Below are 14,861 nucleotides of genomic sequence, written 5' to 3'. Positions count from 1 at the left end.
GAATGCAGTAGATCCACGCCATGCGTGGATACGCGCTATAGGGCGTTGCCGGCCAGCGGCCGGCACTGCCAACCGCTGCCTCAGCCCTTGTAGCCGTTGCTGATCGGGTAACGACGCTCGCGGCCAAAGGCGCGGCGCGAGACCTTCGGCCCCGGCGCGGCCTGGTGCCGCTTCCACTCGCTGATGCGCACCAGCCGCAGCACGCGGTCGACCACGGCCGCGTCATAGCCGGCCGCCACGATCTCCGTGCGCGACTGCTCCTGGTCGATGTAGCGGTACAGGATGCCGTCCAGCACGTCATAGGCCGGCAACGAATCCTGGTCCAGCTGGTTCTCGCGCAGCTCGGCCGACGGCGGGCGGCTGATCACCGCCGGCGGGATCACCGGTGCGCCGCCCACGGTATTGCGCCACTTGGACAGGCCGAACACTTCGGTCTTGTACAGGTCCTTCAGCGGCGCATAGCCACCGCACATGTCGCCGTAGATGGTGGCGTAGCCGACCGCGTACTCGCTCTTGTTGCCGGTGGTCAGCAGCAAGCCGCCGAACTTGTTGGCCAGCGCCATCAGGATCACCCCGCGGCTGCGCGACTGCAGGTTCTCTTCGGTCACGTCCGGCGCGGTGCCCTCGAACATCGGCGCCAACGCTTCCATCAGGCCCTTGAACGCCGGCTCGATCGACACCGCCTCCAGCTTCACGCCCAGCGCCTGGCACTGCTCGGCCGCCAGGTCGTTGGACAGGCCCGCGGTGTAGCGCGACGGCAGGCGCACGGCGGTTACGTTCTCCGCGCCCATCGCGTCCACCGCCATGGCCAGCACGATCGCCGAGTCGATGCCGCCGGACAGGCCCAGCCACACTTTCTTGAAGCCGTTCTTGCGGCAGTAGTCCTGGATGCCACGGGTCACCGCGCGCCAGGCCAGCGCGTCCATGCTCTCGTCGCCGTCGTCCATCCACACGTGCGGCATGAAGCGGCGGCTGGCGCCGTCGTACTCCACCACCAGCCACTGGTCGACGAAGGCAGCAGCGGCCGGGTGCACCGTGCCATCACCGTCGGCCACCACCGAGGCGCCATCGAACACCAGCGCGTCCTGGCCGCCAACCACGTTGAGGTAAGCGATCGCCGCCCCGCTCTCGCGGGTACGTGCAGCCAGCACGGCGTCGCGCTGGGCATGCTTGCCACGCTCGTACGGCGAAGCATTCGGCACCACCACCAGCTGCGCACCGGCGCGCATGGTGTCGGCCAGCGGCTCGGCAAACCACAGGTCCTCGCAGATCAGCAGGCCAACCGGAATACCGTTGACCTCGAACACGCAGCTGCCGCCATCCGGATCGACATCGAAGTAGCGGCGCTCGTCGAACACGGCGTAGTTGGGCAGCTCACGCTTGCGGTAGGTCTGCTCGACCAGGCCATCACGCAGCACGCTGGCGGCGTTGTAGACCACCGCGCCAGCCGCCTGCGGCCAGCCGACCACGGCGGTGATGCCGCGGCAGGCGGCAGCGATGCGGGCCATCGCCTGCTCGCACTCGTACAGGAAGCCCGGGCGCAGCAGCAGGTCTTCCGGCGGGTAGCCGCTCACCGCCAGCTCGGGGAACATCACCAGCTCGGCGCCGTACTCGTCGCGCGCCTGGCCGATCATCTCGATGATGCGCTCGGTGTTGCCGGCGACATCGCCGACCGGGAAGTCGAACTGCGCCATCGCGATGCGGATCGAAGCCATGGGATTCCAGCCTGTGGTTGCAATGCCGCCATTGTAACGCCGGGGTCAGATCCCTTTTGCACAGCAAAAGGGATCTGGCCCCACACCAGACGCAGAAAGGCCGCCCGGAGGCGGCCTTTCTGTGTTCAAGCAGCCGGCCAGCGGCCGGCTCTACAGCATCGTCTGCCGGCGGCAGTCGATCTTATTTCACCAGCTTGGCGATGGCAGCGCCCAGATCGCCCGGCGAGCGGACGGTGACAACACCGGCAGCTTCCATGGCGGCGAACTTGCCTTCGGCGGTGCCCTTGCCGCCCGAGGCGATCGCGCCCGCGTGGCCCATGCGCTTGCCGGCCGGAGCCGACGCACCGGCGATGAAACCGACGACCGGCTTCTTCACGTGGTTCTTGATGTACTCGGCGCCGGCTTCTTCAGCGTCACCGCCGATCTCGCCAACCATGATGATGCCTTCGGTCTGCGGGTCTTCGTTGAACAGCTTCAGGCAGTCGACGAAGTTCAGGCCGTTGATCGGGTCACCACCGATGCCGATGCAGGTGGACTGGCCCAGGCCGACTTCGGTGGTCTGCTTGACCGCTTCATAGGTCAGGGTGCCCGAACGCGACACGATACCGATCTTGCCCGGCTGGTGGATGTGGCCCGGCATGATGCCAATCTTGCACTCGCCCGGGGTGATGACGCCCGGGCAGTTCGGCCCGATCAGCACGGTGTCCGGATGCGAACGGGTCAGCACGTTCTTGACGCGCAGCATGTCCAGCACCGGGATGCCTTCGGTGATGCAGACGATGACCTTGATACCGGCAGCTGCGGCTTCCAGGATCGCGTCGGCCGCGTACGGCGGCGGCACGTAGATGACCGAAGCGTTGGCGCCGGTGCTCTGCACGGCGTCGGCAACGGTGTTGAAGACCGGCAGATCGATGTGGGTGGTGCCACCCTTGCCCGGGGTCACGCCGCCAACAACCTGGGTGCCGTACTCGATCATCTGAGTGGCGTGGAAGGTGCCCTGCTGGCCGGTGAAGCCCTGCACGATCACCTTGGTGTTCTTGTTAATCAAAACAGACATGAGAATTCCTTGGTGTCGAATCAGGCAGCGTTCTTGACAGCTTCAACGATCTTCTTGGCGCCATCGTTGATGTTGTCAGCCGGGATGATGGCCATGCCGCTGTCGCGCAGCAGCTGCTTGCCTTCTTCCACGTTGGTGCCTTCCAGGCGCACCACGACCGGAACCTTGACGCCCACTTCCTTCACGGCGGCGATGATGCCTTCGGCAATCATGTCGCAGCGGACGATGCCGCCGAAGATGTTGACGAAGATGCCTTCAACCTTGTCCGAGGACAGGATCAGCTTGAACGCTTCGATGACGCGCTGCTTGTTGGCACCGCCGCCCACGTCCAGGAAGTTCGCCGGCTCGCCGCCGTTGAGCTTGATGACGTCCATGGTGGCCATGGCCAGGCCGGCGCCGTTCACCATGCAGCCGATGTTGCCGTCCATGGTGACGTAGTTGATGTCCAGCTCCGAAGCGATCACTTCGGTCGGATCTTCCTGGGTCTTGTCGCGCATGGCGACCAGGGCCTTCTGGCGGAACGCGGCGTTGTCGTCGCTGTCGAACTTGCCGTCCAGCGCGTACAGGTTGCCGTCGTCCAGGATGGCCAGCGGGTTGATTTCAACCAGGGCCAGGTCCTTTTCGTTGAACAGGCGGTACAGGTTCACCATGATGCTGGCGAACTGGCCGGCCTGCTTGGCGGTCAGGCCCAGCTTGAAGCCGAAATCACGGCCGTGGTAACCCTGCACGCCTTCGACGAAGTCGACGTTCAGCGAGTGGATCAGCTCCGGGGTTTCAGCAGCGACCTGCTCGATTTCCACGCCGCCTTCCGAAGAGGCGATGTAGGTGATGGTCTTGGTGCCACGGTCGACCAGCACCGACAGGTACAGTTCCTTGACGATCTCGCCGGCGGTGGTCACCAGCACCAGGTTGACCGGCAGTTCAACGCCTGCGGTCTGGTAGGTGGCCATCTTGGTGCCGAGCATCTTGGCCGCAGCGGCCTTCACGTCGTCGGTGGTCTTGCAGAACTTGACGCCGCCAGCCTTGCCGCGGCCGCCAGCGTGGATCTGCGCCTTGACCATCCAAGGGCCCTGGCCCAGGGAGTTGGCAGCGGCAACCGCTTCGTCCGGGGTCGCAGCGACCTTGCCGGCCGGGACCGGGATGCCGTACTCGGCAAGCAGTTGTTTTGACTGGTATTCGTGGAAATTCATGCGTCACCGTGGGAATAGGAACGACCGCACGCAATTCCTCAGGGCCCCGGCGGGGCGCCGGCATGGACCGCGGCGGGCCCACTATTGTGGCCGAGCCGGCGCCGGGGCGCAAAGAAGTCTGTACAAAACGCCAGACCCGGCCAGATTTCCGCCGTCATTCAGGCAGTTGCGCCCGGCGGCCCACTGGCCACCGGTATCCATCCCGGGCCAAATGCGCGATCCGGGCGGCTCCGGCGGCGCCCTGCCCGGGGCCCTATACTGGCCGACCAAGGTGTGTAGAGTCGGGCTTGCCCTGCTGCTTCCACCGCAGGCCACATCGAAGCGACGTGCCCGCCCGGCCTCAGGGGACGCCGGGCAGGCCTGCCGCAGATTCCAGACCCAGGCAGCCAGAAGGGGAGTTCCGGCGTGTCACCCAGTGCTTCATTGATCGACCGCATCGAATCGATTCCGCGGCGTGAGCTGTATTTCTTCGCGCTGTACCGGGTGCTGATCGCCTCGGTCATCGCCGCGCTGCTCTACAGCCCGCTGTCGGCCATGGTCGGCGAAGCGCACCACCCGCGGCTGGCCGACACCGTCGCCGCCATCTACCTGGTGCTGTCCCTGCTGGCCCTGGTGATCGGCCGCAACGAACGCTGGCTGCGCCCGATCGTGGTCAGCGGCGTGCTGGTGGACATCGTCGCCGCCACCCTGCTGTCACATGCTCTGCCCGGTGCCAGCGCCGGCATCTCGATGTCGCTGCTGTTCAACATCGCCGCCGCCGCCACCCTGCTGCCGCTCAGCCTGGGGCTGGGCCTGGCCCTGGCCGCCAGCCTCGCCACCGGCGTGGAGTACACCTGGAAGCTGCTGGAAGGCGGCGACCCCACCCGTACCCTGGCCGAACTGGCCATGTTCGCCACCAGCTACCTGGCACTGGCCTTCATCAGTTACCAGGTCGGCAGCCGCGCGCGCCGCAACCAGCAGCTGGCCAACCAGCGCGGCGATGAAGTGGCCAACCTGTTCCAGATCAACGAGCTGATCATCCGCCGCATGCGTACCGGCGTGCTGGTGGTCGACGCCGACAACCGCGTCACCCTGGCCAACGAGGCGGCCTCGATGCTGCTCGGTGACAGTGATGGCAGCGGCGAAAGCGGCCGCCTGGACCTGGCCAGCGCCGCCCCGGAACTCGCCCGTCGCCTGCAGCGCTGGCGCAATGGCTGGGCGCAGGACGAACTACCGCTGCAGCTCAACCCCGACCAGCCCGAAGTGCAGCCGCGCTTTGCCCGCCTGCTGGCCGGCAGCGACCTGGCCCTGGTGTTCCTGGACGACTCCAGCGTGGTCTCGCGCCGCGCCGAATCGCTCACCCTGTCGGCGATGGGCCGCTTCTCGGCCAGCCTCGCCCACGAGATCCGCAACCCACTGGCCGCGATCAACTACGCGGTGCAGCTGCTGGAAGAAGGCACCGGCTTCAACGAAAGCGACCGCCGCCTGCTGCAGATCATCCGCCAGCAGTGCCAGCGCACCAACGGCATCGTCGAAAGCGTGCTGGGCCTGGCCCGGCGCGAGCGCGCCACGCCGGAGAACGTCGACCTGGCCGCCTTCGTGCGCCGCTTCGTGCTGGAGTACAAGCAGGGCCAGACGCTGGAGACCGACAGCATTGAGCCGATCATCAACGACACCTCGGTGCTGGCCCAGGTCGACACCAAGCACCTCTACCAGGTGCTGACCGTACTGGTGCACAACGCGCTCAAATATGGCCGCATCGGCCAGCAGCCGGCGCGGGTGCGCCTGCGCGTGGCGCAGCACGAGCGCAGTGCGGTCATCGACGTGATGGACCGTGGCCCCGGTATTCCCGAGAGTGTGGCCGCACAGTTGTTCCGACCGTTCTTCACCACGTCCGAGCATGGCACCGGGCTGGGCCTGTATATCGCCCGCGAGCTGTGCCGGGCCAACCAGGCGCGGCTGGACTACATCCCGGTTCCCGCTGGAGGCTCCTGCTTCCGCCTGGTGCTGCCCGGCCCGCATACGCTGTTGCCCACCTGATCTCGATTCTGTGCGTCAAACATTTGTCGCTTCCAGCCCCCTCGTTTATCTTTCACGCCCATGAACGAAACCCGCAGCGCCCTCGTCGTCGACGACGAACGCGACATCCGCGAACTGCTGGTACTGACGCTCGGCCGCATGGGGCTGCGCATCAGTACGGCAGCCAACCTTGCAGAAGCGCGCGAACTGCTGGCCAGCAATCCGTACGACCTGTGCATCACCGACATGCGCCTGCCGGACGGCAATGGCATCGAGCTGGTCAGCGAGATCGCGCAGCACTACCCGCGCACGCCAGTGGCGATGATCACCGCCTTCGGCAGCATGGACCTGGCCGTGGAAGCGCTGAAGGCCGGCGCCTTCGACTTCGTCAGCAAGCCGGTGGATATCGCCGTGCTGCGCGGCCTGGTCAAGCACGCGCTGGAACTGAACAACACCGAGCGCCCTGCACCCGGCCCCGCCGCCGAACAGGGCGCACGCCTGCTGGGCGATTCGCCGGCCATGGACGTGCTGCGTACCACCATCGGCAAGGTCGCGCGCAGCCAGGCGCCGGTCTACATCCTCGGCGAATCCGGCGTGGGCAAGGAGCTGGTCGCACGCACCATCCACGCCCAGGGCGCCCGCGCGGCCGGCCCGTTCGTGCCGGTCAACTGCGGCGCCATTCCCGGCGAGCTGATGGAAAGCGAATTCTTCGGCCACCGCAAAGGCAGCTTCAGCGGCGCCCACGCCGACAAGCCCGGGCTGTTCCAGGCCGCGCATGGCGGCACCCTGTTCCTCGACGAAGTGGCCGAGCTGCCGCTGCAGATGCAGGTGAAGCTACTGCGCGCGATCCAGGAGAAGTCGGTGCGCGCGGTGGGCGCGGCTACCGAGGAGCCGGTGGACGTGCGCATCCTCTCGGCCACCCACAAGGACCTGGCCGAGCTGGTCGAGGACGGGCGCTTCCGCCACGACCTCTACTACCGCATCAACGTGATCGAACTGAGGGTGCCGCCGCTGCGCGAGCGTCGCCAGGACCTGCCGGAACTGGCCGCATCGGTACTGGCACGGCTGGCCCGCAGCCATGGCCGCCCGACGCCGTTGCTGGCGCCGTCGGCGCTGGACGCACTGGCCCAGTACGCCTTCCCTGGCAACGTGCGCGAATTGGAGAACATCCTGGAACGCGCGCTGGCCCTGGCCGAAGAAGACCGCATCGGCGCCGACGACCTGCGCCTGCCGCAGCATGCCCCGCGCACGCCCGGCAGCGCAGCACACGCCGAGGCCGTGGTGGACCTGCAGCCGGGCAGCGCCGCCCTGCCCTCGTATATCGAACAGCTCGAACGCAGCGCCATCCAGCGCGCGCTGGAAGAGAACCGCTGGAACAAGACCCGCACCGCCGCGCAGCTGGGCATCACCTTCCGCGCGCTGCGCTACAAGCTGAAGAAGCTGGGGATGGAGTAAGGACAGGGCCCGACGCGGGCCACCCCATCCACGCACGACGCAGATCTACTGTAGAGCCGAGCCCACGCTCGGCTGCTCTTCGAACCATCAGCCGAGCATAGGCTCGGCTCTACCTCAATCCTTGGTAACGCGGTTGATCTCGGCCAGGCTAGTGACACCCGCAGCCGCCTTCTTCAACGCCGACTGGCGCAGATCGTTCACCCCGATCTGCTGTGCGGCCTCGGCAATCTGCAACGCATTGCCGCCAGCCAGCACGATCGTGGCGATCTCGTCGGTCATCGGCATCACCTGGTAGATACCGGTACGGCCCTTGTAGCCCTCGGTGCATTCGTCACAGCCGACCGCCTCGTACAGCTCGATACCCGCATCCAGCTGCGCCTGGGTGAAGCCTTCAGCCAGCAGCGCGTGCTCTGGCAGGTTGGCCGGGCGCTTGCAGTTGTTGCACAACCGGCGCGCCAGGCGCTGGGCGATCACCAGCGTCACCGAGCTGGTGATGTTGTACGGCGCGATGCCCATGTTCATCAGGCGCGCGATGGTCTGCGGTGCATCGTTGGTGTGCAGCGTGGACAGCACCATGTGGCCGGTCTGCGCCGCCTTGATCGCGATCTCGGCCGTCTCCAGGTCGCGGATTTCGCCGACCATGATGATGTCCGGATCCTGTCGCAGGAACGAGCGCAGTGCCGCGGCGAAGGTCATGCCGCGCTTGTTGTTCTGCTGCACCTGGTTGACGCCGGGCAGGCGGATTTCCACCGGGTCTTCGGCGGTGGAGATGTTGCGCGTCTCGTCGTTGAGGATGCCCAGCGCGGTATACAGCGACACCGTCTTGCCCGAACCGGTCGGGCCGGTCACCAGCACCATGCCGTAGGGCTTGTGGATGGCGTCCAGGAACAGCTTCTGCTGGTCCGGCTCGTAACCCAGCTTGTCGATGCCCAGCTTGGCCGCGCTGCCGTCCAGGATACGCAGCACCACCTTCTCGCCGAACAGGGTCGGCAGCGTGCTGACGCGGAAGTCGATCTGCTTGGTCTTGGACAGGTTGAGCTTGATGCGTCCGTCCTGCGGCACGCGCTTCTCGGCGATGTCCAGCTGCGCCATCACCTTCAGGCGCGCGGCGATGCGCTGGTTCAGCTTCACCGGCGCGCGCGCGACCATCTTCAGCAGGCCATCGATGCGCAGGCGCACGCGATAGTCGTCTTCATAGGGCTCGAAGTGGATGTCCGAGGCGCCCTTGCGGATCGCGTCCACCAGTACCTTGTTGACGAACTTCACCACCGGGGTGTCATCACCCTTGGCATCGATGCCGGAGTCGCCACCGGCGCCGAGATCCTCGTCTCCGGCCGCAACATCCAGGTTGCCCATGCCATCGTCGTCACCGCCCAGCGCGTCGCCCAGCGTGTCATGGCTGGCATGCCACTGCTCGAGCGTGCGGCGGATCTGGTCTTCATCCACCAGGATCGGCTCCACCACCAGATTGGTGTGGAACTTGATCTCGTCCAGCGAATGGGTCGGATTGCTGGTACCCACGAACAGCTTGCCGCCGCGCTTGAACAGCGGCAGCACGTTGTGCTTGCGCAGCAGCTCCTCGCTGACCAGGCTCATCGCGTTCTGGCTGGCGTCGAACGTGGACACGTCGAACAGCGGCATGCCGAACTCGACCGCGTTGGCCGCCGCCAACTGGGCCGCCCCGACCACCTTGTTCTGCGCGAACCAGGTCGGCAGCGGCTGCCGGGCCGCAGCGGCCTTGGCCATGGCGTCGCGGGCGGAAGCCTCGTCCAGCGCACCATCCTGGACCAGGCGACGGGCCAGGCCGGTGATGCCGACGAGATTGGCGGTGGTTACGGCGTTCATATGGATCCTTGGCTCATCATGGGTCAGGCAGTGCGGCGCGCCTTCCAGAGGCACCGCACAGGGCAGCAGAACCTGCCGCGACCCGATGGCCGACGACGACGCCAATCCTTCAGCATGACTGCCTCGCCCGGCACTCCCAGCCCGGCAGGCACGATCCTGACTCCCCCGGGGATGATAGCCCCGTCAACGGCCCGCCAACATCCCTTCTGGTCACATGTTTCCACATCGCTTTCGTCTACAGCCGCTCCTCAGACTACTTCAGGTTGGAGGAGGTCTGACCCGTGCCTTTCCTTCCGCTCCTTCCCCGCCCCATTCAGGCACCGCAGCGGAGTACCATTGCACCGGGGAAAATGGGGACACACTTTGAATCAGCTCAGCATCATCCTGCCGGCCAAGAATGAAGCCGAAGGCCTTCTTCGCACGCTGCCGGAACTTCGTTTGCAGTACCCACTTGCAGAGATCATCGTAGTCGATGACGGCTCCACCGACGCCACCGCAACAATTGCGCGGGAACAAGGTGTTCGGGTGCTTTCCAGCCCCTATTCGATGGGTAACGGTGCCTCGATCAAACGTGGCGCACGTGCAGCCTGTGGAGACATTCTGGTGTTCATGGATGCCGATGGGCAGCATGACCCGGCCCACATCCGGGCATTGCTGGATAAGCTATCCGAGGGCTACGACATGGTCGTCGGCGCTCGCGACAGCAGCGGCCAAGCCAACGTTCACCGCGGCCTTGCCAATCGATTCTACAACTGGCTGGCCAGCCATATGACCGGCTTCAAAGTAATGGACCTGACTTCGGGCTTCCGTGCGGTACGCGCGCGACGCTTCCGCGAGTTCCTGCATTTGCTGCCTAACGGATTTAGCTACCCAACGACCAGCACCATGGCATTCTTCCGAAGCGCCTACCCTGTTGCCTATGTCCCCATTCCTGTCGCGAAGCGTGTGGGGAACGGCAGCCACATTCGTCCGATCAAGGATGGAATCCGCTTCCTGCTGATCATCTTCAAGATTGCCACCTTGTACTCTCCCCTGAAGCTGTTCGCACCCGTGGCGCTGGCCTTCTTCCTTCTGGGCTTGGGCTACTACGGGTATACATTCGCGACCATGCATCGCTTCACCAACATGAGCACACTGCTGTTCAGCGCATCGGTGATCATCTTCCTTATCGGCTTGGTATCGGAGCAGATCACCGGCCTTACCTACCTTGCATCGCGGAAGGACTCAACCGAGTGACTGAGGGAGGCATGCAGACCGCCTCTCTTCCGGGGCTGCTGGTCGTGGCGTCCACCTATCCGCGGTGGGAAGGAGACACCGAGCCTGGGTTCGTGCACGCCCTCAGCCGGCATCTGACCGGTGATTTCCGGGTCACTGTGCTATGTCCTCACGCTCCTGGCGCCGCCACCCAAGAGAAACTGGACGGTGTACAGGTCATTCGCTATCGCTACGCGCCGGAAGGCATGGAGCAACTTGTCAATGGTGGTGGCATCACCTCCAACTTGCGCCGCCGACCTTGGATGCTTGCACTGTTGCCCACGTTCCTGCTGTGTCAGTGGTGGGCATTGCAACGCGAGCTGCGGCGAAATCGTCACGAAGTGCTGCATGCACACTGGATCATTCCGCAGGGACTCACAAGCGCGCTGCTGCCAAGACGCCTCCGCCCCCCGATGCTGATTACATCTCATGGCGGAGATCTCTTCTCTCTGAAGGGGCGGCTCCTCTCGGCCGTGAAACGATTCTCCCTAGCTCGCGCACAAGCGGCCAGCGTCGTCAGTCAGGCGATGGTGGCGCCCTTTCGCGCATTAGCGGCGAACCTTCCCTTGGCAGTTTCGCCAATGGGCGTGGACCTTCAACACCGCTTTGTCCCCTCCCCAGTGAAGCGGGCACGTAACGAACTGCTGTTCGTCGGACGACTGGTCGAGAAGAAGGGATTGACGTACCTGATTGATGCTTTGCCACTCGTTCTGGCTCGTCATTCCCAGGTTTTCCTCACCGTCATCGGACACGGGCCGGAACTACCAGAACGGGAAGCTCAGGTGGCAGCATTAGGTCTGCAAAAGCACGTCCGTTTCGTCGGTCCGGTGACACAGAACGCGCTTCCCGCCTACTACCAACGTGCGACTACGCTCGTCGCTCCCTTCGTCGAGGCCCGCAACGGAGATCAGGAAGGGCTTGGATTGGTTACTGTGGAAGCTCTCGGTTGCGGCTGCCCGGTCGTGACCACGGACGTGCCGGCAGTACGTGATGCATTTCCAGCAGGCCCGCCTCGCTATCTGGCCACGCAACGATCCTCAGCTTCGCTTGCAAGCGTACTCATCGAACTGCTGAGTGCACCGGAACAGGCGCAAGCGTGGGCGCACGCACAACGACCTGAGCTGGTAGCTCGCTTCGATCATTCGCAAGTCGCCGCAGACTATGCGAAGCAACTGCGCGCCATCATGGAGCCCCAGAATGTCCGCTAGGCTACCGCGCCTTGGCAACCTTGCTAGGACCTCGATCCTGGTGATGTTCTGGCAGGGCATGCGGATGGCGTGCTTGGCTGCATGGATCATCCTCGGCGCTCGCGTTTTGGGGGCAACCGACTACGGCCTGTTCTCCGGCACGGTTGGCACGGCCTCGGCTCTTGCCGGCCTAGTCGGGCTGGGCAGCGGCATGCTGATGTATCAATACAGCACTGCGGACCACAGTAAGTTTCCCCGTTATTGGAAGCAGAGCCTTGTGCTCTGCGCCCTGAGCGCAGCGCCACTTTCCTTGGCCTTTTCTCTACTGACCGCTGGCTTGATGTCGTGGCCCGCACTCGGCCTTGTCGCGCTTTCGGAGATCATCGCATTCCCTATCGTCACCAATGCTGCATTCGCATTTTCAGCCAATGATCGTTTGGGCTGGGCCGCTGCCCTTCCCGCATTGAACGCAGGCATGAGGCTTGCAGCCATCTGCATCTTCGGGCTGCTACCGGTCGACCACAACCTGACGACCTATCTATTGCTGCACCTGGCCTCTTCGGCATGCAGCGCGGTGCTGGCCCTCATGCTGGTCCGGCGAATACTGCGCCCCGGCCCAGCACACCTGCAGATCGGACGCAGCGATCTGGCTCATGGCACGGGACACGCCGCTGCCTGGAGTTCTGCCGTTGCCGTGACTACGCTGGATAAATCGCTCGTCCTGCATGCAGGTGGAAGCGAGCTAGCCGGCTTGTATGCTGCGTGCTATCGCATCGCGGCGGTAATTGCGATGCCACTCGATGCAATGGTCATGTCAGCGATGCCGCGGTTGTTCCGTGCGCAACCAGTGTCCCCCCAGCATCTACACCTGATCGTTTCAATGATCTTGGTCGCGACGGCGTATGGAACGCTGGGGGGCCTCGTGCTGTGGTGTACCGCCAGCATCTTGCCCTCCGTGCTCGGTATTGAGTTCTCTGCTGCCATTCCCGGCCTGCAATGGATGGGCCTGTTCATCATCGGCTACAGCCTGCGCCAAATCGCCTGTAATGTGCTGATTGGACGTGGCAAGAAAATGCATCGATTCGTCATCGAGACTCTCGGGCTGGTGATAATGACCTTGATCGCCGCAGCCTGGATTCCTGCACACGGACTGTTGGGAGCGGTTTGGATGATCATCGTCGCCGAAGCACTGATGGCAATGGCCGCATGGTTGACTGTGATTTTCAGTCCCGGCCCTGAAGCCGCTCAATTGCCAAGCTGAAGAGCTCCAGATACGCCTCACAGGCTGCATCGATGGAGAATGCCTTGCTACGTTCGCGAAGATCTTCAGCAGCCACCTGCCGCCTTCCATTCAGCACATTCCTCATGGCCTGGGCCAATGCATGCGCATCTCCCACAGGCACCAGTTGACCAAACCGACCGCCGCCCAGGACTTCCGACGGACCGTGTGGGCAGTCGGTAGCAATCACCTGAACGCCGCAGCTCATGGCCTCGACCAGGACATTGCCAAACCCTTCGTAGTCTGACGGCAGCACCAGCGCCGTGCTTCGGGCCATCCAGGGCAGCGCATCCTCCACCCGCCCCAGCAGAGCGCAGTCGCTCTGGAATGTGCTCCTCTCAATCCACTGGGCCACACGCGCACCTTCCGGCCCCTGTCCCAGTATGAGCAAACGTGCCGGATGGGTGGCTCGCACCAGCACAAATGCCTCCCAAAGAAGATCGAGGCGCTTCTCCGGTGAAAGGCGCCCCGCATAGATAAAAACCGGAACATCGTCATGCGGGAAGGGCCACGCCTGAGAAATGTGCCTTGCCTGCACACCCTCCGTACTGACCAACGGGTTGTGAATCACTCGTATTCCGGAGCGAGGGAGCTTCAGCTCAGACGCCATTTCTGCCGCCAACGCCACAGAAACAGCGACCAGACCCTGGGACCGCGTCAGCATGCCCCGCATCGCCCAACGAATCAATTCCAGTTTGAGCCTGACAAACCCACGAGCCGCCCGCCTGGGCCCTGACAGCGAAAGATGCTGAGCCACAACGACTGCCGTAGAAGGATAGAGAATGCGGCGCCAGAAGGTGACCCATACCGCAATGTCGTTGGAGGTAGTGACCACGACGCGTGGCCGCTCACGTCGGATGCGCAAGGGCAATCCAAGGAGCATCTGCCAGGCACCGCGCGGAGCGATGAACGTCACTTCACCATTGTCACCCGGCCCATTCAGATCACGCCCGGCGATGATACTCACCGAGCATTTTCTCTTCTTGAAGCCACGCGCGAGGTTCAATTGCACGCGCTCCAATCCGCCGGCTTCCCAGCGGCTGGCCAGCAGCCAGATCATGCAACCTCCAAGGCCCGGACCGGCCCTGCAATGCAGATCACATCCTGATAGTCACGCAGATCCTGAACATCGATCCGAACCAACCGCCGCCTCGCCTCCAAGCGATAGAAGCGATAGCCCAATGGCGATAGCAGCTCCAGAATCTCCCGACTATGGTATCCAGCGGCCAGGCTGGAGCGCTCCTGCACTTCCACCGCAATTATCGGCAGGAAGCGTCGTAGCGTTTCGATCCCCCCCTGCAGACAGGGCAACTCACCGCCTTCAATGTCGACCTTCAATAGGTCCAGCCGTGACAGGCCAATACGCCGTACGAGTTCGTCCAGCGTCGTGATGTCGACCATTCCAATGCGCTGGTCGACGCCCTCGGTTCCATGCAGGCTCCCCAGCCCCAGATTAACTTCATCCACATCATGCTGTCCGTAGGACGCATAGATCGCCTGCCGGCCAACCTCTCCCGCCAAGCCCTGCTGATGGACCTGCACTATCCCCTGCAGCCCATTGCGCCGCACATTCAATCGCAATTCGTCAGCAATCCCGGCTATCGGCTCCAATGCGACGACATGACCGGCACTGCCCACTCGATTCGCGCAGACCAGGCTAATCTCCCCGATGTTGGCACCCACATCGATCACGGTCATTCCCCGCTCGAGGAGACGGTCGAGGAGAGAGACGAGGCGAAGGTTGTAGTAGCCCATCCAGAACATGCGACGCTGCATATGCTCGGCAAGATCGAGGGTCATGATGAACCGGCCATCGAAATCGCGTACGGTCTGCCGCCCGCGGGCCCGACGGAACAGGCGGCGCAGCATGCTCTGCACCCA

Annotated in this window: 11 protein-coding genes; 5 read left to right on the top strand and 6 right to left on the bottom strand. The window is 64.1% G+C overall.

The features are described from left to right. Window positions 1-80: 80 nt before the first annotated feature. From AC5P56_RS04305 to sucC, 3 genes are all read right to left on the bottom strand, one after another. Window positions 81-1,715, bottom strand: a complete 1,635-nt coding sequence (locus AC5P56_RS04305; RefSeq protein WP_014648197.1) for an NAD+ synthase — start codon at window positions 1,713-1,715, stop codon at window positions 81-83. Between the two features lie 181 nt (window positions 1,716-1,896). After that, the gene (sucD, locus tag AC5P56_RS04300) at window positions 1,897-2,772 is read right to left on the bottom strand and encodes a succinate--CoA ligase subunit alpha (protein ID WP_005410793.1); all 876 of its coding nucleotides are present in this window, start codon (window positions 2,770-2,772) and stop codon (window positions 1,897-1,899) included. 20 nt (window positions 2,773-2,792) lie between these two features. Further along, complete coding sequence (sucC, locus tag AC5P56_RS04295) at window positions 2,793-3,962, bottom strand: ADP-forming succinate--CoA ligase subunit beta (RefSeq protein WP_004154430.1); 1,170 nt, start codon at window positions 3,960-3,962, stop codon at window positions 2,793-2,795. 405 nt (window positions 3,963-4,367) lie between these two features. Here sucC and AC5P56_RS04290 point away from each other — a divergent pair, with 405 nt between their 5' ends. Then, window positions 4,368-5,981 carry a sensor histidine kinase gene (locus AC5P56_RS04290; protein ID WP_014648198.1) on the top strand — a complete coding sequence of 538 codons (1,614 nt, stop codon included), beginning with the start codon at window positions 4,368-4,370 and terminating at the stop codon, window positions 5,979-5,981. A gap of 60 nt (window positions 5,982-6,041) precedes the next feature. After that, the gene (locus tag AC5P56_RS04285; protein WP_014648199.1) at window positions 6,042-7,415 is read left to right on the top strand and encodes a sigma-54-dependent transcriptional regulator; all 1,374 of its coding nucleotides are present in this window, start codon (window positions 6,042-6,044) and stop codon (window positions 7,413-7,415) included. 114 nt (window positions 7,416-7,529) lie between these two features. Here the strand turns inward: AC5P56_RS04285 and pilB are convergent, their stop codons facing one another. Continuing rightward, window positions 7,530-9,260 carry a type IV-A pilus assembly ATPase PilB gene (pilB, locus tag AC5P56_RS04280; protein WP_014648200.1) on the bottom strand — a complete coding sequence of 577 codons (1,731 nt, stop codon included), beginning with the start codon at window positions 9,258-9,260 and terminating at the stop codon, window positions 7,530-7,532. Window positions 9,261-9,623: 363 nt separating this feature from the next. Between pilB and AC5P56_RS04275 the strand changes: the two genes are divergently transcribed. Genes AC5P56_RS04275 through AC5P56_RS04265 form a run of 3 tightly spaced genes read left to right on the top strand, consistent with a single transcriptional unit; the run spans window position 9,624 to window position 12,962 of the window. Further along, on the top strand, window positions 9,624-10,496 hold the full coding sequence (locus tag AC5P56_RS04275) for a glycosyltransferase family 2 protein (RefSeq protein WP_049405668.1): 873 nt from the start codon (window positions 9,624-9,626) through the stop codon (window positions 10,494-10,496). Between the two features lie 11 nt (window positions 10,497-10,507). Further along, window positions 10,508-11,722: a glycosyltransferase family 4 protein gene (locus tag AC5P56_RS04270; RefSeq protein ID WP_262224787.1), complete on the top strand. Its 1,215-nt coding sequence runs from the start codon at window positions 10,508-10,510 to the stop codon at window positions 11,720-11,722. A 43-nt stretch (window positions 11,723-11,765) separates the two neighbouring features. Further along, entirely contained in the window at window positions 11,766-12,962 is a 1,197-nt protein-coding gene (locus tag AC5P56_RS04265; protein ID WP_262224786.1) for a lipopolysaccharide biosynthesis protein, read from the top strand. Here AC5P56_RS04265 and AC5P56_RS04260 read toward each other — a convergent pair. Together AC5P56_RS04260 and AC5P56_RS04255 are read right to left on the bottom strand one after the other, a co-directional pair. Beyond that, the gene (locus AC5P56_RS04260; protein ID WP_049405662.1) at window positions 12,925-14,040 is read right to left on the bottom strand and encodes a glycosyltransferase; all 1,116 of its coding nucleotides are present in this window, start codon (window positions 14,038-14,040) and stop codon (window positions 12,925-12,927) included. The two genes, AC5P56_RS04265 and AC5P56_RS04260, sit on opposite strands and share 38 nt — an antisense overlap. After that, the gene (locus AC5P56_RS04255) at window positions 14,037-14,849 is read right to left on the bottom strand and encodes an FkbM family methyltransferase (protein ID WP_495231474.1); all 813 of its coding nucleotides are present in this window, start codon (window positions 14,847-14,849) and stop codon (window positions 14,037-14,039) included. Before AC5P56_RS04255 ends, AC5P56_RS04260 begins: the two co-directional genes overlap by 4 nt. Between the last annotated feature and the right edge of the window lie 12 nt (window positions 14,850-14,861).

It is taken from the genome of Stenotrophomonas sp. YJH_SMC_131 (assembly GCF_059367975.1).
Note: the sequence above shows the minus strand (reverse complement) of the source record. Positions and strands in the feature narration are given on the sequence as shown.